At 40.2% G+C, this 19915-nt stretch carries 25 protein-coding genes; 1 reads left to right on the forward strand and 24 read right to left on the reverse strand.

The window, feature by feature from the left end:
* On the forward strand, positions 1-406 hold a 406-nt coding region (gene arsC, locus B9T35_RS17755; RefSeq protein WP_139842053.1), incomplete at its 5' end, for an arsenate reductase (glutaredoxin).
* Positions 407-461: 55 nt separating this feature from the next.
* On the opposite strand, the gene B9T35_RS17760 is transcribed toward arsC, so the two are convergent.
* From B9T35_RS17760 to B9T35_RS17860, 24 genes are all read right to left on the reverse strand, one after another.
* Complete coding sequence (locus B9T35_RS17760; RefSeq protein ID WP_228147193.1) at positions 462-929, reverse strand: lysozyme; 468 nt, start codon at positions 927-929, stop codon at positions 462-464.
* Positions 930-1163: 234 nt separating this feature from the next.
* A complete protein-coding gene (locus B9T35_RS17765; protein WP_086192563.1) occupies positions 1164-1448 on the reverse strand; it encodes a holin in 285 nt (94 codons plus the stop codon).
* A gap of 64 nt (positions 1449-1512) precedes the next feature.
* Positions 1513-1743, reverse strand: a complete 231-nt coding sequence (locus B9T35_RS17770; protein WP_086192565.1) for a hypothetical protein — start codon at positions 1741-1743, stop codon at positions 1513-1515.
* Complete coding sequence (locus B9T35_RS17775; protein ID WP_086192567.1) at positions 1736-3748, reverse strand: hypothetical protein; 2013 nt, start codon at positions 3746-3748, stop codon at positions 1736-1738. The genes B9T35_RS17770 and B9T35_RS17775 overlap by 8 nt, the downstream gene beginning before the upstream one ends.
* A 13-nt stretch (positions 3749-3761) precedes the next feature.
* Complete coding sequence (locus tag B9T35_RS17780; RefSeq protein WP_086192568.1) at positions 3762-4154, reverse strand: hypothetical protein; 393 nt, start codon at positions 4152-4154, stop codon at positions 3762-3764.
* A complete protein-coding gene (locus B9T35_RS17785; protein ID WP_086192570.1) occupies positions 4151-4441 on the reverse strand; it encodes a hypothetical protein in 291 nt (96 codons plus the stop codon). Before B9T35_RS17785 ends, B9T35_RS17780 begins: the two co-directional genes overlap by 4 nt.
* Positions 4438-5697, reverse strand: a complete 1260-nt coding sequence (locus tag B9T35_RS17790; RefSeq protein WP_086192572.1) for a hypothetical protein — start codon at positions 5695-5697, stop codon at positions 4438-4440. The genes B9T35_RS17785 and B9T35_RS17790 overlap by 4 nt, the downstream gene beginning before the upstream one ends.
* A gap of 52 nt (positions 5698-5749) precedes the next feature.
* Positions 5750-7363, reverse strand: a complete 1614-nt coding sequence (locus B9T35_RS17795; protein ID WP_086192573.1) for a hypothetical protein — start codon at positions 7361-7363, stop codon at positions 5750-5752.
* A gap of 5 nt (positions 7364-7368) precedes the next feature.
* On the reverse strand, positions 7369-9333 hold the full coding sequence (locus B9T35_RS17800) for a hypothetical protein (protein WP_086192575.1): 1965 nt from the start codon (positions 9331-9333) through the stop codon (positions 7369-7371).
* Complete coding sequence (locus B9T35_RS17805) at positions 9323-9739, reverse strand: hypothetical protein (RefSeq protein WP_086192576.1); 417 nt, start codon at positions 9737-9739, stop codon at positions 9323-9325. The genes B9T35_RS17800 and B9T35_RS17805 overlap by 11 nt, the downstream gene beginning before the upstream one ends.
* 2 nt (positions 9740-9741) lie before the next feature.
* On the reverse strand, positions 9742-12840 hold the full coding sequence (locus tag B9T35_RS17810) for a tape measure protein (RefSeq protein ID WP_086192578.1): 3099 nt from the start codon (positions 12838-12840) through the stop codon (positions 9742-9744).
* A 150-nt stretch (positions 12841-12990) separates the two neighbouring features.
* The gene (locus B9T35_RS18490) at positions 12991-13149 is read right to left on the reverse strand and encodes a hypothetical protein (protein ID WP_171264324.1); all 159 of its coding nucleotides are present in this window, start codon (positions 13147-13149) and stop codon (positions 12991-12993) included.
* Positions 13150-13376: 227 nt separating this feature from the next.
* Complete coding sequence (locus tag B9T35_RS18345; RefSeq protein ID WP_139842054.1) at positions 13377-13613, reverse strand: hypothetical protein; 237 nt, start codon at positions 13611-13613, stop codon at positions 13377-13379.
* Positions 13614-13857: 244 nt separating this feature from the next.
* Positions 13858-14103 (reverse strand): hypothetical protein, encoded by a 246-nt coding sequence (locus B9T35_RS17815; protein WP_228147192.1) that lies wholly within the window; start codon positions 14101-14103, stop codon positions 13858-13860.
* A gap of 100 nt (positions 14104-14203) precedes the next feature.
* Positions 14204-14788: a hypothetical protein gene (locus B9T35_RS17820; protein WP_086192582.1), complete on the reverse strand. Its 585-nt coding sequence runs from the start codon at positions 14786-14788 to the stop codon at positions 14204-14206.
* A gap of 66 nt (positions 14789-14854) precedes the next feature.
* Positions 14855-15607 (reverse strand): hypothetical protein, encoded by a 753-nt coding sequence (locus B9T35_RS17825; RefSeq protein WP_086192584.1) that lies wholly within the window; start codon positions 15605-15607, stop codon positions 14855-14857.
* Between the two features lie 3 nt (positions 15608-15610).
* Positions 15611-15781, reverse strand: coding sequence for a hypothetical protein (locus B9T35_RS18495; RefSeq protein WP_171264325.1), 171 nt, complete (start codon positions 15779-15781; stop codon positions 15611-15613).
* A 1-nt stretch (position 15782) separates the two neighbouring features.
* Positions 15783-16223: a hypothetical protein gene (locus tag B9T35_RS17830; RefSeq protein WP_086192585.1), complete on the reverse strand. Its 441-nt coding sequence runs from the start codon at positions 16221-16223 to the stop codon at positions 15783-15785.
* On the reverse strand, positions 16204-16716 hold the full coding sequence (locus B9T35_RS17835; RefSeq protein ID WP_086192587.1) for a phage virion morphogenesis protein: 513 nt from the start codon (positions 16714-16716) through the stop codon (positions 16204-16206). Before B9T35_RS17835 ends, B9T35_RS17830 begins: the two co-directional genes overlap by 20 nt.
* Complete coding sequence (locus B9T35_RS17840) at positions 16716-17153, reverse strand: gp436 family protein (protein ID WP_086192589.1); 438 nt, start codon at positions 17151-17153, stop codon at positions 16716-16718. The genes B9T35_RS17835 and B9T35_RS17840 overlap by 1 nt, the downstream gene beginning before the upstream one ends.
* Positions 17154-17160: 7 nt before the next feature.
* Positions 17161-17496, reverse strand: coding sequence for a hypothetical protein (locus B9T35_RS17845; RefSeq protein WP_086192591.1), 336 nt, complete (start codon positions 17494-17496; stop codon positions 17161-17163).
* Between the two features lie 10 nt (positions 17497-17506).
* Positions 17507-18586, reverse strand: a complete 1080-nt coding sequence (locus B9T35_RS17850) for a major capsid protein (protein ID WP_086192593.1) — start codon at positions 18584-18586, stop codon at positions 17507-17509.
* 5 nt (positions 18587-18591) lie between these two features.
* Positions 18592-18966 carry a hypothetical protein gene (locus B9T35_RS17855; RefSeq protein WP_086192595.1) on the reverse strand — a complete coding sequence of 125 codons (375 nt, stop codon included), beginning with the start codon at positions 18964-18966 and terminating at the stop codon, positions 18592-18594.
* A gap of 3 nt (positions 18967-18969) precedes the next feature.
* On the reverse strand, positions 18970-19893 hold the full coding sequence (locus tag B9T35_RS17860) for a hypothetical protein (RefSeq protein ID WP_086192597.1): 924 nt from the start codon (positions 19891-19893) through the stop codon (positions 18970-18972).
* Between the last annotated feature and the right edge of the window lie 22 nt (positions 19894-19915).

Here is a 19915-nt window from a genome sequence, read left to right on the forward strand (position 1 = left end):
TCACAATCCTGCTTGTGGAACTTCTAGAAATACGCTCGCTCTTATTCAAAATACAGGACAAGAGCCTTTAATCATCGAATATTTAAAAACACCTCCATCAAAAGAGGAACTCATCAAATTGATTCAAGAATCAGGATTATCTGTGCGTGAAGCTTTACGAAAGAATGTAGAGCCTTATGAAAATTTAAAACTAGATGACCACCATTGGACCGATGAAGCACTTATTTCTGCAATGCTAGATCACCCTATTTTAATCAATAGGCCTTTTGTCATTACAGAACTTGGTACAAAACTATGCAGACCTTCTGAGGTCGTTTTAGATATTCTTTCAGCTCCACAATTGCAAGCCTTTAGTAAAGAAGATGGTGAGCAAATCATTAACCAAGATGGCAACAGAATTAAGTAAATATCACCTAATTTTATTTCTATTTAACATAATGGCCGTTATGCGAAACAGCCCCCTAGAGGGCTTTCTCAAACAACTTTCGTTCTTTAGCACGACGGTTCACCAACCCTTGCACAATCTTACCTTTGACTTTATTCCATACATTAAACTGAGCAGCTGCACCTTTGTAGTCACCAGCATTAAGCTTTTTGAGCAATGTAGAGTTAGCAAATGCATTCACACCGATGTTGTAGGTTAAAGAAACGAGCGCATCATACTGGTTCTGATTAAGTGGCACTTTGACTTTATTTACAGCAGCTTCAAAACTTTTCAGATCGGAAGCCATATATGCTTTGGCTTGCTCAATAGTGCAAGTATCGCCTTTTTTAACTCGCACTCCATTGGGATATTTAATTGTTCCATAGCCAATCGTCCAAATATTTGCGCTGTCAAGGTATGCTTTAAACTCTAATCCCTCATAACTACAAATCGCATCAATCCCTGCTTTACTTATCGCTTGTGGAAGTTTGGCAAAACTCTGAATATGAAATTCAGGCTGAGCTTTGAGTCGAGCCAATACCGTTGCAACACCAACAAAACAACCTACAACCTCTTTCCAATTTTCAGGAATTAAATTCTTGGCATCTTGAGGAGTCAAATTCCATACTGTTATAAAGTGCTCGGAGAATAAACTCAGGGCAAAAAAAATGGCGCTTAATGCGCCAACTTGTACTGTTTTAAGTTTGTATGACTGTTTCCAGTTATCTATTAATTTCATTTAAATATCACCTGCTTTGGTTTTAACGACTTTACGCAATTGCGCTTCAATAAATTGACTACCCAATGTTCCAAGGAAAGCTCCTAGCCCAAGCACACCAAGCATGCTTAAATCTGAGATCCAAATTAAAACAGCTCCTGCGCCAAGTGTTGCGAATCCATTTAAAATGGAACGACCAACAACCACACGCCACGTGAGTTTCTCTGTGCTTACAAGTACCTTAGCCATGGCAATTACAACCCCCATGAAGATTAATTGAAGTGCTACTTTTTCATGCTCTTGCATGTAACCCCCTAATTTTTGGCAATAAAAAAGCACCCGATTGGGTGCCTTATGTAGTGAGTAAACTTTAGATTTCTATTTGAACAACAGCACCCGAAAGCGCTACTCGTTTTATTTCTTGATCTAATACAAACACCTTGGTGCCCACTGCATATTTAGTGCTACTGGTGCACATCACCAATCCAGTACCATCGACCACCAAGACTTTATAATTTGGGTGGTCTGCCGAAGTGATTTCACCTACAAACTCAGGAGTTTTAGGTAGTAAATCAATCAGTCTTTTTAAGGCGTTACTCATCCCTACTCACCCGCTCGACCTTAATCGTCTGATTCACGGCAGCATGATTAAATGACACGCTCACACTATCAACAATGCCCCACCACTCAGCATTGAAAGCAATAATTTCACCTGGCACACACTCGCCAACTTCAGCACTAATTAGCATATTCAAACTATGCTTTTCAACCATGCCAGCTTTGGCTAATTTTGCTTTACCAAATGCACCCATACTTTCAACCGTAAATAGTGAATGATTTACTGTTTCAAGTAATGTGTTGGCACTCGTTCCGGTTCGCTTCACTTGACCGGTTAAGCCTGATCGGTCGTTACTTAGCGTTATGCCGTTATAGTCTGGGTAAATTTCATAGTCGGTGGATTGGTCTTTCACTAAGCTGATCGGCACCAACCGGTCATAGTCTGCAATTGCAATTGGATCCCAAAAAGTCTTTTTGTATAGCGGTCTAATAGACAGTGTATTTCCATTTTTCTCACTATAAATAAAGCCTCCCGCACTCTCCACGATCAATTTAATTGCAGCAATCGGAGTTAAGTTTGAATAGCTCAAGCTATTAATAGGAAGAATCCAACCTAGTTCATCAATCAGTTTCCAATCGAGTTGAAGATTACTATTTACTCGATCCAATTCAGCTTGCACCAACTGTACAGAAGTTCGCTCATTCTCTTGTAAAAATGAACGTGTTGGTGATGATGGTGCATCGAGCAAAGCAGATTGGCTTCGACCAGTGAGTGTATAGGTTTCTTGAGCAAACCGACGAGAGCGATTTCGACTTTCTAAAAGCATGTGATGCTCGTTACCATTCACCATAATTTTTAAGATAACCGGCTGACCGGCGATCGGCTCAAATTTGTTAATTTCACTCGCTGGCACTGTCAAACCATAAGACCAACACCAGCGACTACGGTCAGTATTGTAGTTACCATCCATCACAATTATTTTTTGCCCAGTATCTATACGTGTTACTTCCAAACTATTCAAAATGTACCACCAATTTTTAGCGGGTAATCCGGGGATGCAATCATCGGCACCAAAATTTAAGATGACATTGTGCGAATCCAGATCATGGCAAAGACAAACAAAATTCAGATCGGTTGAGCCAACATATTCAGGAATTTCAGGCTTTGCCCAAGGTTGAACCGGATGTTTGCGGTAATGAATCGTCTTGGCTTTATCCCAAGCGATATCGCTACTTGTGATTAACTCAAGGCCCTTATCCCATTCAAATGTCAGTCGCTTTTCAAAGACATGAGCGACTTCGTGTGAATAAGTAAAAATCTTACGTTTGCGTACCAATTCAATCCAATCAAAAATACGATTGATCTTTAATTTTTTAGACTTGTCAAAGATAGGATTTAAAGAAATAAACTGCTTTTCTGTTTCTTCCCACTTTAAATAAGCACAACTTGAAAGCCCTGTCGTTTGCTCATGAATGGCTTTAATCGCATGATGTAGTGCTGCGGCTTTATCAAAACCAACGAATACTTGATTACTTAAAGTCAAACCGCGCTCAAAATAAAAGGCACTGTTATGTGCCTTAAAGATTGATTTCGCCCATGGTATATCGGGTGTAGTTAGGCATGGATTGGCTCGCTGATACTCTGCAAGCCAGTACGCTCCAACACCTCGAATAAAGTTGATATCGAATAGAGCATCAATATTCGCCTCAAACATTGTATTGATGATGATATCAGCAGCACAATACTGATCAATTCGAACGGCATTAAGCGCAGCAATAAAACCTGTCTGAAACATGGTATCAAGCTGAGCAAATTGTCCTGTGACCCCATTGATTTCAGCCACAAACCCCGTGTTGATCTGAACATCAAGAAAATCATTGCTATAACTTTCAGCACCTAACTCAGCAATAAATTCAGTGAGAATCACCACATCTAATGATGCGAAATTCTGTTCATCAGCCCCGAAATCAAGATCTGTTGAACCAGTAACTGGATTCTTAAAATTAAGATTTACACTTTGGGGATATGGCGGAGTATAGTTCGGCACATGTCCACCTCATTTACGTTGATGGTCTTAAAATAATCGAGTTCATCATCAAGGTACTACCAATAATTAAACTCGGGTTAGCCAAGATAATATCGGTGCCAACGGCAAAATCAGCGACCGCATCCCCATCCCCATTCAACAGTCTGGCCCATGTTGCAGTCCCTGTTTTAATTACGGTTGCCGCATCAGTCTGGTGCAACTCAATACTGTCTGAATTTAATTTCTTAAAGCAGGGTTTTGGAAGCGTCAGAGTGACCAGTTTTACACTACTATTCGCTACAACAGTCACATCTACAGGCTTGCTATCGTTAAAAAAAATAAAGGTAGCACTGTTACTACCTTTATCGATAAAGTTTGCCAGCGCTTGCAGTTGTGCAAGTGCAGCGGCTAAAGAAGGTGTAATCATTCTGGCACCACATTGTCTTGAATAACTGCGTTGAATTGCGAAAGTGGATGATGAGCAACAATAAAAAATTTGGTTTTGGTTAGATGGTCAAATTCATAAAAACCGTTTTGATCAGTGACTGTTTCAAAAACTATACGACCTGAAATTTTCTCAAATAAACGAATACGGCAAGGTATTGGTGCACCAACTTCCTTCACCTGACCCTTGATAGAAAGACCTTTACCTGTTGTATATAACAGATCATTATCGGAGCAAATTGCAGGAATAGCGGTCGAACTTACTCTCAAGGCACACCCCCAATCTTGAGTATGAGTTGCCCCAGGTTGTTTGATGAAACCAAGGTATTGATAGCCATATACACTTCATTTTCGTATTCGATGATTTGCATATGACTATAAGGGCGTTTCTGTAAAAGCCAATAGAGGCCTGGCACTTCTCCACGCAATACAGTTTCATTGATAAAAACAGGAAAGAAAGGTGCAACATTGGTTAGTGTATATACACCTATAGAATCATTTACACCTGAATGGTAACTAGAAAGACCCATAGTGCATGCTGCGGCATTAGCCTGGATATACTGGGCTGTTTGTGCATAGTTACGTAAAATTAAAAACTTTGATGTAGCAGCAGTTGAGCCTAATGGGGTGGTATTTGAACGAAATATACTATTGTTTGCTGCCACGTATTCGAAAGTAGCAGCTAAAAATGTATTCGAAGTATCAGCATTTACGAAAGATTTAAAATTACCAAAACCGTAAGTAATATAGTTAGCGGTGGTGGGTATCATCCCTACAAACAAATAAAAATAATTTTCATTACCGACCAATACCCAAGGTCTGTCGCCCGAAACTGGTGCAGTGCTATCTGCAAAATAACCTTCTATACTTCCGGCATATGTCCATTTTGCCCAACCGTTAAATGCTGATGTACCACTACCAGTACCCATCCAATTTTTGTTGGGTGCCGCACTATCGTAAGGGGCCTGTACACCGAGCATCGTATCAATATCGGTCATATCTTCAACAATGCCGACTTTGGCATTTTTAGCATATGTAGCTAAATAAGACGGATCTAATTCATCTACTACACGAAGATATGGTCGACTAGAAAGAATGGTGTTTTTAGAGCGATAAGCCGCCTTACCACCACCACTACCGTTAACACTACTAAAGGGCTTTTCCCAGCCTAGTGATCTTAGCTTAGCTGATATTGTTCCAGTAGCAGGGCTTGTCATTGGAGCAACACTTACATTAAATGTGATCGTTGTTGTATTAGGTACAGCATTAATCTTAAATTCACCATTGTATTCAGATTGAGTTGCGCCACTAATCAGGATTGTTTGGTGTTTTATTAAATTATGAGCAGCACTAAATACCGCTGTTACTGTAGTACCAGTTGCGGTTAGAGAACTAATGCTCCCAATAGCTATACCATTGACTAAACACGCATCCAAAACATTTATCATTGATCCATAAGCATTATGAAGTTGCGGCGCATTGCTGTTGGTATTAGTAAAAAAATTAATAGCACTACTTGCGACCATTTTTATATACCCATAAAAAAGACCGCAATCGCGGTCATATTTAATTTAAATTTTAAACAATGCGGTCAATATCCCCGCGTAGCATGATTTGAAATTGATCCGATAAAACCGTTGGCTCAGACTGCTTCACAGTACGAATCACCCATACTGGATATGTCGCGGCAATGGTATTAAATCGCAGCACGTTTCCGCTCGCCCAGCCGCTACCCCAACCTTCTTTCTTCACTTTAAAGTATGGAACACCAGTTACTGGATTAATCGGTGCAAAATCTGTATTTACATTACCAGTGCCGATTTGCCCTGAATATTCACCTACACAGCGGAAATCTGTTGCGCTTGTGAATACTAAAGCCCATCGTTCTTGAATATTGCCGTTATTTGTTGCTGCAATCGGGTATAGCGCATCATTGTAGTTTGCTGAAATCGCACCACCCACTGCCTCATCTGCCCACAAGTTGCTCCACGTTAACTGTACAAATTTTCTGGTATAACGCGCCTGCATATCGTTAATCACTAAAGCAGATCCGACAATTGAGTTTTCAGCATCGTAATTGTGAGTCACTGGTTTGGTAAAAGTGAGCTGACCATTAATTTGCACATCACGAATCAAAAGCATATCTTGATAGCGGTATTTTGCAGTCAGTGGTAGCACCAAAGCATTGAGTGCAAAATCACCGTTTAAAGTAAACTTACCGTAGTCATAGTCCACAACATACATGCTATACGGAACCTTAATGCCCGCGCTATCTTCCAGTTCAAGCCATGAAATGCGCTGATCTGCCAAACTATAAGTTTTACCGGCTGTATTATCTGGTAATTCAAATGACTTACTTGCACTAATAACACCAATGCCACCCACTCGAAAAATCGGTACTCGTCCGTCAATTGGTAGTCGAGTAGCAGACAACCCTAAAATTTCAGAATCAAGCGGAATGTAGGTGTAGGCAATCGCGTTGTAACGTATAGATGAGGCATCAACCCAAACCGGAACATTAATCCATACCGTATTTCCGATATCTGTATACTCAAGCAATGGGTCATACCAAGGCTCATCTAGTATCCATGGATTATCTGTCTTCTTAGTTTTTTTATAAAAGTAGATATCTACAAATCCAGTATCGTAACTGATTGAGCCGTGCGCATGATCTGTTTCAACTTTACCAAGCTCATCAAACGTCAGCGTTAAATTGCCGTGATCTAGTGATGCAACCACAACAGTAAGGGATTGTGGCCGAACTGGAATAAGCGGTGTTCTAAAACTTATATGATTGATCGGCGGCAAATCTGTAGTTGTTGCTAATGAGCGCAGCAATAGTGTGTTATCAGCATTCGGTGTCCAACTTGTCAGCTCAATTGCGCCATTGCCATGCTGGATAACGCCCGATGCAATCCCACTATTGTTTGCAGGATCAACATTTCGATATAGCATACCACCCCGATCAACAAAAGTATCATTGCCGAGTCTAAAGCGCACCGAGCCCGCAAGGATTTGCTCATCAAAACCTGTGGTTAAATCAAAGTTCATATTTGTGGCAGTTACGGTCTTGCTATCACTACCGCTACTCGCTGTATCTCGATAACTCACAGTAACAGTAACCGCATTAAATGCTTTTAGCGTACTTATGACTGCAGTATAGCCTGATGTCTGTGGTGAATAGAAACTCATAAAAATCACCCTTTTGCATATAGTAAAAATGGTGTGTAATTGGCTCGGTATTCAGTTAGTTGTAAAGTTGGTGTTACTTCACATGCACCAGTGGCATATGCAATCATGCCCATTTGCACACCAAACTGATTGACCAGCTTTCCGCTCATGCTATCTACTGGATCATCATGTAACGTGACTGTGCCACCTGTAGTCGCTCCAGCTTCTCTGTTGACTGGTATATCCAAAGTCACGCTATTTGGCTCAATTGCTGCGCCGGTGCCGATAGTAAAGTTTAACTTTTGAGTGGTATCAGGTGAGCCGCTGCCAATGTTTTGCGTCTTAGGAGCGCCATAGGTATAGGTGATTGTAAAAACAGTGCCCTGCTGTGGTAATTTCACTGGAATAATGCGGCCCTTGCCGATATTGCGTCTCAAATACCCTGTAGCATCTCCTGTGAATTGCCCTGCACTATTGAGTATCGCAGTCTTAGCAACCCCCTCAAGCACCCAAGTCACCGTTGCTGTGGCAATACCATTATGGAACAACGTAAAGTCAACTCCTGCTGGTGCTACCGCTAAGCCACTTCGCACGAATGTGGTAATTGGTGTACCCCATAAAAGCAAAATAGGCGTATCCACATCAGGTAAAGCACCGGTGGTTAATAACCACGAACCAGTCTCATAATTAATTCGACCCGAGCCAAATGAAGCACTCGATCCTTTTAGCTGCCCAGAACCATCATCTTTTAATTCATAAAATTTACCTTGCGACATATATGAAATTGAAAGACTTCCCGGTGCGGGGGTTGGTACTAATACGCCAGTCCAGTTGGCGCTCTGATTGTTTTGCGTCACTGGCACAGCATAGGACTGATAATACTGATTCGGGGCGGCAGCTGGCTTAAAGGTAATACTTAAAGTGGTTGCGCCGGTTGTTGCAGCGCTGGTCCACTGAATCAATCCTTTTTGATAATTCACCGTGCCAACTTGTGTACCACTTGAGGTTTTAAGCAACCCACCTTGATCAGTCACCGACTGACCAAAAAGCAAAAATGATAAGCTTGACGGCATTACACCTGAACCCAAGTAAAGGCTTTGAGATGCGCTAACAGTTGTAGGAACCGATACAGTTATTGCAGCATCATTGCCCGCAACAAGCACCACGCTTTCACCCGCAGCATTCACATCAATAATTGGCGTTTCAGTCTGGGCAGATGGGATGATTTGGCTAAAAATGTCATTGGCGTTTACGGTGTATTCACCGACTTTAGCTTCGGTTTTTAAGCCTACACTGCCGTAGTAGTTACCTGTATCTGCAACAATCGTATCTCGAATAATTGATACTGACTTGTCACCGTTATACCACTGCTTTGCAGATAAGCCGACAAAATCAACACTGAGTGGATCATTGATCGTATAAGTGGCAATCTTATATTCAACTGGCTTACCATCCACAACCATGATTGCAGTACGTATTTCAACTTTCGTGATGCGAATATATTGCTCACGCTCTAAAGCCTTCCCCTCATTTGAGATAAGCACAATCGTATCACCGACTGAACTTTCCGTTTCTGTTGGAAACATAGCCACTTGTAAAGACTTCATGCCTAGCCAGTGCGTATCAAGCGGTGCACCAGCAATCTGACCGCCTTTTGCTAGATAGTTTTCAACACGATTTTGTGCAGCTTGACGTTCATCCGTCCAAGATTTGGTACTAAAAATAAGGGCTGATACATTCGGATCAACAGGATTTTCAGAAATAAATAATGTGGCACCCATAAGCTTGCTGGTGTCATTTGTAGTGACTGCTGGAAAGATTTTACGCATAGATACATCACCTATGGTGCGATCCATTTCAGCAATATCATCAAATAAATTATTGCTTTTCCCATCAACAATGACTTTGCCATTATATTTGCCACCACCATCACTGGTATCTGCTAAGCGCTCAGATTCATAGAGCACAAGATTATTTGTTTCAATTGCCATTTTCTAGCTCCGTAAACCGCATGGTAACGTTGTAATAATCATCTTCTGAAATTGTGGGAAAACCTTTGACTGGCTTTGCATCTAAAGCACCAGCTTCATGGTTAAAAATCACATTGAAACGTCGATTGTCATGTGGGTATTCAAACTGAAGTTCAAAGGATTCTTGAAGTTCCGACCATGCCAAAACTTTTCTTAAATCTCGACGTTTAATCCACCCCATGCCAGTGTCGGCAGGTTGTAAATTTATAGACCGACCCGACTTCTTTTTGCCTTCTTGAATAATTAATGTGCCATCAATTGCACGCTCTAACTTTTGCTCAATTGGCTTCCAATCAAATTCATCAGACCACAAAAAGCCGTCTTCTAATGAGACGGCTTCTAGGGTGTTTTTGCGTATTAATCGCATAATTAACTACTCTTTTTAATTGCCTCAAGTTGGCTTAAAAGATCACTCATCGCATCACCATCACCATCACCTTGAGAACCGTAAAGCGCAACAGTTTTCCCGTTAGATATAAATTCATACCGAACTGTTTTTGATGCATCATTGCTAGAGGTTGGTATATTAGTACTTGGAATATTTGGGGCTAAATTATTCACATTTCCAATACTCCCATTCTGTGATGTTGGTTTTAATTTAGAGACCATCACATCTACATACTCTTTGTTTGTTGCTGCCATCAAATTGATAGCGATATTGTTTGGAATAAAACCCGGTAAACTCCCTGCTTTATCCCACTGGTTTTGAGTAATGGAGGTCTTACGTGTAGAAGCATCGGCTTTAAAAAGCTCATTTGCTTTCATGTTCAACTGTTTTTCATCAGTTATTCCAGCTAATCTTAACTTCTCCTTAATTCCTTCAAGAGTATAAGAGGACATTGATTTCCCTGTTAAACCACGCGACTTGAACTCTTCTGATGATGCATCTACAGCTTTTGCCCAAGCCTCAGTTGAAGATAAAGCCTCCTCTCGTGCTGTAGCACCTAAATCCCTGAAATTTTGTTGCGCAGATTGAGTTGCATTACCCACCCGATACATTGCTGCTTCCATTGAATTGGCAGTTTGAATTGTAGCTTGCCCAGTCTCATCGACTTGAATCCTAAGACCTAGAGATGCAGCTTTTGCATCTGATGCCGCGATAACACCAGCATTACCAGAAGCATGAGCAGCCTGAACAACTCGCTCATACCCTTTTTGAAGCTCTGCAGTTGTTGCCTGACCACTTGCTTGTATTGTATTGAAGTCAGCGAGTGCGCTTTGTGCTGCGAGTTTTAATTGCTCTTTGGTTTTAATGCCAAGTCGCTCAAATGCAGCACCAACTTCATCTAAATTATCAGGTAGTTTTGCTGTTGCTCGCTGAACAGCTTGCATGCCCATTTCAACTTGTTGTGTTGAAACCCCCCCTTTCTTTTCAAACTCATCAAGTTTTGTTTTAGCAAAATCAATTTCAGCTGGACTTTTTGCTTTTTCAAGCCACTTAGACCACCCTTCATAAATCAGGTTTGAAGCATTGGCACCTGTTGCGCCAAGTCCTGTTATATCCTTGCTTAATGTATCAACGTGCCCGCCAGCCTCTTTAAAGCTTTTCGAAACCTGATTAAGTGAAACATCAATATTAATACCAAGTGCTTCTGCTGCGCCTTTTGCAGCACTTTCAGCAGCCTTGCTTACACTTATAGCACCACTAATCGCTTCCGCATTTCGTTGATTACGAATTTCATTTAGCTCAGCCTCTTTTGTATTAATAGCAGCTAGAGATGCTTGTGCGGATGCAAGCACTGTTAAGTCACCACTGACTTTGGCTTGTTCAATTTGCTTTTGGATTTGAATCTTTTCAGCAGCACTGGATTTAATAAATTCTTGATAAACGGTTTCAGCTTGCTTAGCTTTTTCTTGCGCCAACTCGGTTGCTTTCGCACTATCTTCAGTGGCTTTTTGTGCCTCAGCCATCGAAGTGACTACAGCTTTACCTGCGCTATCAATAGCAACCATGTAGCCTTTCGATTGAAGTTCTAATTGAACTGAGCTATCAAGAACACCGCCATTAGCAGTAATGGCTAAATCAGCATAAGTTTGTACAGCTTTTAGTTTTTCACCCTCACTTACCTTTTTTCCTTCTACCTCTGTTTTTTGATCAGCAAGCAATTGATCAAGCTTAGCCTTGGATGATGCGACCGCATCCGCATCCTTCTGAGCTTGGGTTTTACCAATCTCATCAAGCCCTTCAACTGTCTTTGATTTAAAGTTCATTGCTCCATCAGAGGCTTTTTGGTAATACTCTTCCGACTTTGCTTGCATTGCCGTCATGCTTGCAATAGCTTCTGTTTTTACATCACCCCAAGAGAACTTAGAGACTAAATTAGCCCAAGCTGATGCGGCTGAGTATAACGCTCCAACAAACAGATTTACCCCGATTCCGATTACTGAAAAACCATCACTAAGCGCACCGATTGCAATATTGATGACTTGTAAAGTTTTGGTAAATCCATTGGTTTGATCATCAGCAGTATCTATAGCACTTCCAAAATCGAATAGCTGCCCCAGAACAGTGTTAATCACTTCAACAGCTGCTTCGAATGCGATACCGACTGTTGATCCTAGTTCTTTTAATGCCTCATAAGCAGTCATCAAAGCGGTTTTTAGGGCTTCTATTGTTGCAGAATCTACCGTTTTAAGCTGATTCCCCGCCCAAACAAAACCATTGCCAAGATCGTCTAATAGTGCGGTAACAATACCCATATTGTCAGCAAGCGTAGATAGCCACTGAGCCACAGTTGCACTTGCACCATTCGCTTGGTCCATTGTTCCAATTGTGATTTGCCACTGTGTTTGAATTTTTTGTAGCGCATTACCAATAGTGAGCGGAAATTTATCGTAATCAGCTTGAATTGATGCAGATTGCTCTTTTAACGCTTTAATAACTTTGGTTGCGCTTAACTGGCCTTCACCTGCCATTTTGCGAAGTTCACCGGTTGTAACACCTAATGATTTCGCTAAAGCACTTGAGATACCCGGTGCTTGCTCCATAATTGAGTTGAACTCATCACCACGCAATACGCCTGATTGTAATGCCTGCGTCAACTGAGTGATTGCAGCTTCACTCGATGCAGCAGAACCGCCACCTGTTTGAACTGCCATGTTAATGGTTTTAACAAGATCTAAGCTCTCTTGTTGCGTCAAACCCATCTGCTTACCAATATCATTCACTTTTGTGAATAACATCCCTGTGGCATCAAGCGTGGTATTTGTCATCAGCGCAACTTGGTGAACACCCGACATTGCTGATGTGAAATCACCACCGTCTTTTGTTGCGATGTTTATTCGAGCTGAAAGATTTGTGTAGCTATCCGCTGCTTGAGCCAAACCCTGTACGCTTAATCCAACACCGACGGCAGCCATAGCAGCAACTAAGGCGTTTACAGCGAATTTAGCGCCATTCATGCCTTGCTGTAACCCAGTTGTATTCGCTAAAAGATTTAAACGAAAATCTAAAGATCCTGCTGCCATGTATATTTCTCAACTTTCCTGCGGGCATAAAAAAAGCGCCTACAGGCGCGACAGATATAAAAAAACCGACCTCTATTGGGTCGGTTTAGTTTTTCCAGATATATACACAAACAATAAGAGTGATTAGGATTGCTATGAATCGCCATGCTTTCATTTGATAACCGCTGCCAGTGTCGCAAAAGCATTAATAATATTTGAAAACTGCCAAATTAAAATACCCATAAGAATGGCACTAGTTACTTTCCAAAAACCATATTTTTCCATGATTGCCTCTACAAATTTAATAATCGCTGTTATACTTTTGGGCATAGACTTATTTCCTCTTACTTGATCGGTGAGTTGAAAATCAAAACCCTGAAAGCGACGAACTTTCGGGGTTTTTCTTTGGGGTATAAAAAAGCCAAACGGTTAGGTTTGGCTTAGACTAAGTCGTTATGGTTCGAGTCTATTTTTTACTTCCATAACTTTTTTTGGAAATAAAAAAACTTACTACTGTAAGTTGTGTTAATAAAAAACCGACCTCTATTGGTTCGGTTTTATTTAAGTACTTCTAAAATTTTGGCTATTGCTTCAAGTATTGGAGCTAGTTTCCATATAATTGCCAAGACTATTAGTCCTCTGAAGACTATATAAGTCCAAACTCTTAGCGCCTTGCTTTCTGATAATTTATTCATCACTTTATCAACCTGCATTTTTAGGTTAAAATTCATATATGGTTTTCCTCTTAATTCTGCTAAGTGGTGAACACAAAAAAGCCCATGATTACGAGTCACGGGCTTTTTGCTTTTTTTGGGTAATAAAAGCTAACTCTGTAGTTAGCTTATGTTTAGTGGTTTGAAATCTCTATTTAATAGAGTTGTAGAGCTAAGCATTACAACGCTCTGTATTGAAATATTTTAGAAAAAATAATGATTCCTTCTATCTTATACGTAGTACTTCTAATTTATTCTTTATATTCAAAATCTTACAAAAGTTTATTTTCACGCAATTCGAACACCACTTACAATTCGGTTACAATCAACGCTCCCACACAATCTTAGTCACATGACTTCCAACAACGGTAATGGTGTACTTCAATCCATCAATCGAATAATAAAAATCTGTAGCAAAAACTAAACGTCCATTTCTATCTCTTATCTTATATTCATATGTTGATTCTGGGCGACCGAGTTTTTGCACAATATCTCGCTGAGAACTTCCCACTTCAATAAAATCTGTCGAAGTGCGAATTGAGTTGGTTTCAGTTGCAGAAAAAGCTCCCATAGAAGCTGTTAATAAGAATGCTAAAATTATGATTTTCATTAGGAATAACTCAACTTTTTCTTGATCTTAGCTATGCCTCTTCCTTGTAGCAACAATATGATTAATTATTTTTCAAACTTTCTAGATATTTAGTGTAACCCTTTTGATCCGCATGATATGAAACACGCATTGTATTACCAATATTTAATAAATAACTTTGATCATTTCTCTGAGCAGACTTCAAGTATTCAATAAAAGTACCGTACGAATAATTTAATATCTCTGAATGTAGATGTCCTTTGCTTATTAGATATTGAAAGGAATCAAACCAAGTTGTCGACTTGCCTCCTTGATTCTTCTGGTTGTTGCTTTTTTCTTTAATAGGTTTGAAATAAGCATGATTAGTATTCAACACAGCTTTAATAAGTTGCATGAAATCATCTTGTTTTTTTGCATGAGATAAAATTTCAGATGTACTTAAACCAGTAACCAAGCCACATATCGAAATAACTTCACTTGGATGCTTTGTAAATAATTTTTCTAATACCTCATCTGAATGTTCTTTTTCATGCATAAATATTTTTACTGTTTCAGCACATATAACCCACTGATCAAAATATTTCATTTGAATTTGTTGTACATCAACGTATTGATTAAAAATTGGAAGATTTATACTTCGATTCGACATTAAGAAAAAATCATTCATACTCGATCCTAATAAGCAGGCACAAAAAAAGACGCTTATACGCCACCTTGTGCCTACTGTTTACTGCTATACGTTATCTGAAATAGTAACCATGCGACCAAATAGACCTAACTTTGAATCCGCCCCATTTTCAATCTTGGATAAACACTCACCTGAAATCTTATAAGAACCAAAATCTTCATGAATTAGTGGAAATTCAGTCTTAGGATCTTTTTTGGTACGCCATAACTTCACTTCAATACTTTCATTATTGACAGTATTAATGCCTTGGAACGTCAATTCATATTCTGCTGTTTCACCGTCATTAATTGAAACGATACTTGCCTTGCCAGTTTTAAATGCAGCCTTCAGAGGCATTTCAAGCCCTGCCACATCATTAAATGTGATAGTTCCGAACTTAACATCAAGCTTATACTTTGAGATATCGATAGTAACTGGTAATGCCGTGCTGTCAGTAATGACGACATCTGCAATATTGAAGCCACCAAGTGAAACTGCTTGTCCAGGAACAACCGTACCTAAGTTTCGACCAGCAACTGTCTCAGCAGTAATATCTGTAACCTTGCCATCAAGAATATATGGCAAGGTATTTTCATCAATTTCTTCAAGTTCACCTTCAAACGTAACTGAGCGTGTTTTGGTCATCGTAAAATCTGTTGTACGATAACCAGACATTGACTCATTGTGTTTTAAAATATCGGCATCAGTTGATATTTTGAAATCTGGTGCGTTACCTACAGGGAAAGAAGGACCAACTACACCATTAATAATTTTTGCTAAAAAAACTCTTCCCTGTAGGGAGATAAGATTAATCGCCATGTTTTAGGCTTCCTTTTTGATTTGTGACTTAGTAGCCTGGATTGGTTCTGGCTTAACTTCAACAATCACTTTATTTTCAAGTAATCGTACAATTTCATGTTCTGGTAAATCACCAATAAAATCACCTTTATTAAAGCGACCTACTAGCTCTAAAGCCTTATATTGTTTACTCATATCAATAAGCCCTCATGACTTGTGATTCAAATAAGAAGGGGAAGTAAGCAGAACCTGACAATGAGCCAACCTTTACACCTGCCTCAACACGCTTCAGTGGACGATAATGCTTAAGATTTGGATTAAAGCCTTGCAATGCGGATAACAATGCACAAATTAAAGGATCTGCTTTTTGCCGAATAGACATAGTTTCATCAGATTGAGCGCTGGCATCATTCACCACCAAAACAACAAGCCACTGCTGAAAAATTTCAGTAATCTTTCCGCTGCTTCCAGTTTCACCAACTCGATCACCGACATAGATAATGCCCACACCGCTATCATTCACTGGTAGCTCAAAAAGATCATCTACTGAAAATGGCGTAAATACATTCTCAATAGCGGTAATTGTTCGAATTTGTGCTTCCAAGAATGGTTCAAGTTCAAAGTACTGGCTTTGCATCTTTTAAAACCTTTTCAAGATATTCTTCAATTGTAAATAGGATGTCTTGTGAATCATCGACTGAAACCCCGAGATAAGGTCTTGGTTTAATCGTGACTGATTTCACTCGAACCCATCCACCAGTAGGTGTTTTAAAGGTTAAGAACTTTCCATTTTTTGGCTTAATCATTCCACCGAAATGCATCAATGCTGCATACATCACATTGGTACCTATAACAACTCGCTTACCATTAACAACCTGATATTTGATGGAGTTATAAAGTCGCGATGTATCCCGGAGCGTTGTACCGCCTCGAACCCGAGCGCGCCAAGATTTCTGCCATGGTTTATCATCAGTGCCAATACCTGTATTAATTCGCTCTTTCGTATTGAATTCTAAGATTGAGCCAATTTCATTAAGAAGAGGCGTCGGATCATCAAGCTCTCTTAAAGCCCGATTTAGCCACTCCGTGATTTTTTCTTGACCGTGAAACTGAACATTACCCTTAGTCATTAGAAAATACTCGGCATTTTGTCCAATTCATTGTTAGAAAAAACACCGCCTTTATAAGTTGTTCCAAGCGGTGCACTAGCCTTAGCTTTTTTGGGTTTGCTTACTTCTTGAGTTTCAATATTCTTAATTAGAAGTATTGCTTTCCCCTCCGCCACGCGCTTTAAAAAGCCAATTGCATCTTCATATCGCTGACGAACCTGTTCTGAAGCTTTAGAGCGCCACAACAAGAATCGTGCAATATCACAGATATAGATTTTTAAGTTTTTGGGCGGATCGGAAAGCGGAACATTGAAGAGTACACCAACATAACCATCAGCTATGTCAGAAGCATCCTCAATGTAAGAATCAACCGACTCAACACCAGTTAATCCTTTTTCTAATTGAGTAATTTCATTCGAGCCGTATCGCAAAACCATGTCATCACGATTCGCGTACATACATCACCTATTTGGGTTCATTGGCTGGCTTTGCTGTGGTTTTCTTTTCGGTACCACTGGCTTTCTCAAGATCAGCAATCTTTACCTTCAGCTCTACGACTTCAGCTTCAGCTTTGTCTTTTCCGGCAATAAGGATTTCCTCATTTACCTTCAGCTCTGCGACTTCGGCTTCAAGTTCAGCCAAACGTGCATCAGAATCATCCGTTTTGGGTTTCTCAGGCTCTTTATATTCTTCAATAGCGCCAGATACCAAAAGGGCCTGAATACGATCCGCATCAAGCCCTTTAATTTCTTCACCAGGCATAAATTGCCCGATAGATTGCTTAGCAATGTACTTTGGCATCTAAGCCTCCTTATAAGGTGATGAAGCCAGTGCCACAAACAACACCATTTTTATTAGATGGAATGACCAGTGGTGCAGATTCCGTCATAAGCATAATTCCACTCGGATCTTCTGAGTACCATTGACGATCGAAGTACTGTTGAGAAATGCCATTAGCGTGTAGGTTTTTAATTTTACAATGTGCTACAGAGCCATTCGTATCAGAAATTAAGGAGAAAAAGTCTTTCGGGATAAAGCGATTCACCTGACCTTTTGAGCGGTATGTCGCGTCATATACCCAGAATTCAATTCCATCAAAAGTACCTTTGAATGTAGCTTTTTCACTAACACCAAAACTCGGTGCAACAGGTACTGAAATACCCGAATACGGTGTGATGAATTCTTTTTTAAAGTCTGCGTTATTCCATATTGCTGACCAGACCGAGCCTGACATGATTGCCTTTTTAGCTTCACCACCATCGGCAGCTAATTGGCGTTCAATCATAAGTTTGATATCGTCTACAGGCTTAGCACCCACTTCATTCCATGCGATAAGTGGTGTAAATGTGAGAGATGCATCGCGGCGATAATCAACTAAGTTGTATTCATAGTCATCTGAATGAAGAACATATTTACCATTTTTCAGTAAATCAATTCCCATCATCAAAACTGAGTTATCAATTGCATCGTGATTTCGTTTCGTAACAGCAATTTGAGAAATAATCATCTTCTCTTGATCTGTTAATCGTTGGGTGCCTGTTGAGAAAATACCTGCTGTGCGTAAACGCTCAAGCAGAGCTATTTCAAAAGTTTCCGCAGGTGTGACCTGATTTTTAGGCTTGTAATAAGCAGGCTTTACATGACGCACTTCACCAGAATGTTTGGTATCAAATGGCTTACCTGGTTGATGTGGTGAAACCAATGGAGCTAAGTCATGCTCAGCTGTCACTTCAGCAAGCGGAACATCATCACGATTAAATACAGGACGATTAGGAAAGAGCTGGTCTAACAACCATGTGTCCATTGGTCGATAGTTTGAGTGAATTAAAGCAAGCTCACCCACATCAAGCAGCTCAAGTGGTACACCTTCTAAATCAAAAGTTTGTGCCATGTTATTTATACCTTCGAAAGTTCAATATTGTTTTTAGTTGCTTTAGCACGTGCCGCATCATATTTAGTAACAGCAAGTAAAGTCCCATTTAGTGTCACAGCTTCAAGATTGAATACACCACCAAAATAAATTGGTATTTCAATCTTATCCGTTGCTTTAATTGTGGCTTCTGCGACTGTGACATCCTGACCACAGATAACATCCCATGTAGATTCATCAGTTGCATGCGTCAAAACATTAGCTGCTGACAATGTGAGAAGGTCGCCATATTTATAAGCAACACCTGTAGTCACTTTTGCATTTGCACGGCGTAACTTTTCGTTATCTAGAATCAGTCGTTGTGAAGTGACCTTGATTGGTGGAACATAATGAACTGGCATAGCTTATTTCCCCTTTTGCTCTGCAAATGCTTTAGCACCGGCAGAAAACTTATGTTGATCACCACTATCAAATTGCTTTTCACCACCACCCGCTTGATGATCAGTTAAAAACTTTGGAAGCGTTGGTTTTTGCGGTTCAGTTTTAGTTGAGAATTTACGAATCTGAGCAGTTGAAAAAGCAAAAGACTTGTCATCTAGCTCTTTCATTTCAACAATTTCTTCGGTAGTAAATGCCTTACCTGTTTCTACTTCCAATGCTTTGATTTGTGCATCACGCATATCAGAAGAGAACTTTTTATTTTGTGTTTCAAGATCAGTGTTTTTGAGCTTCAAAGCATTGATTTCGGCTTGCGCCTTTTCTAATTCGGTCACGTCTGTGCCCTCTTTGGTTTTTGTTGGACTGTGACTTGCTGCCACCGCCATTGTATTTTCATCTGCACCAAGGGCACAAAATGAAACCTCTCGGATGCGACCCCCACGGAATACAGTGATAGGTCCGTGTAATAGTTTTCCATTTACCTGAACCGTGTTTCCTGCCTGAACTTCATCAATACTTGACGGCTCAATGCGAACAGACATCTGCCACGGAAAGCCATCATCAGAATCAACTGCGACTTGCGTACCAAACTCATTTGAAAGCAATGTTCCCTCAACCGTTAAACCGCTACCATGGCTTATCAAGTGTGACTCAATTGCACCTGCGCGTTGACGTGGACTATGCTCAAGTAGTGCTGGAATACGCCCCTTGATCTGCATAGAGTCCAGATCAAAAATAACTTGCTTCCAATACCAATGATCAGTAATTACTTCACCGCTGTAGGCAACCCCTGAGAAGGTGCGCTTCTTCTTTCCTTCCTGTTCGGCATCAACACTTAAGCTTCCGAGTTGAAAGCAATACTCATTCGGCTTGTTTTCCTCTTTTGGCATTTTCATGCTCCATAAAAAAACC

This window comes from Acinetobacter sp. ANC 3832 (assembly GCF_002135415.1).
Classification (GTDB): Bacteria; Pseudomonadota; Gammaproteobacteria; order Pseudomonadales; family Moraxellaceae; genus Acinetobacter.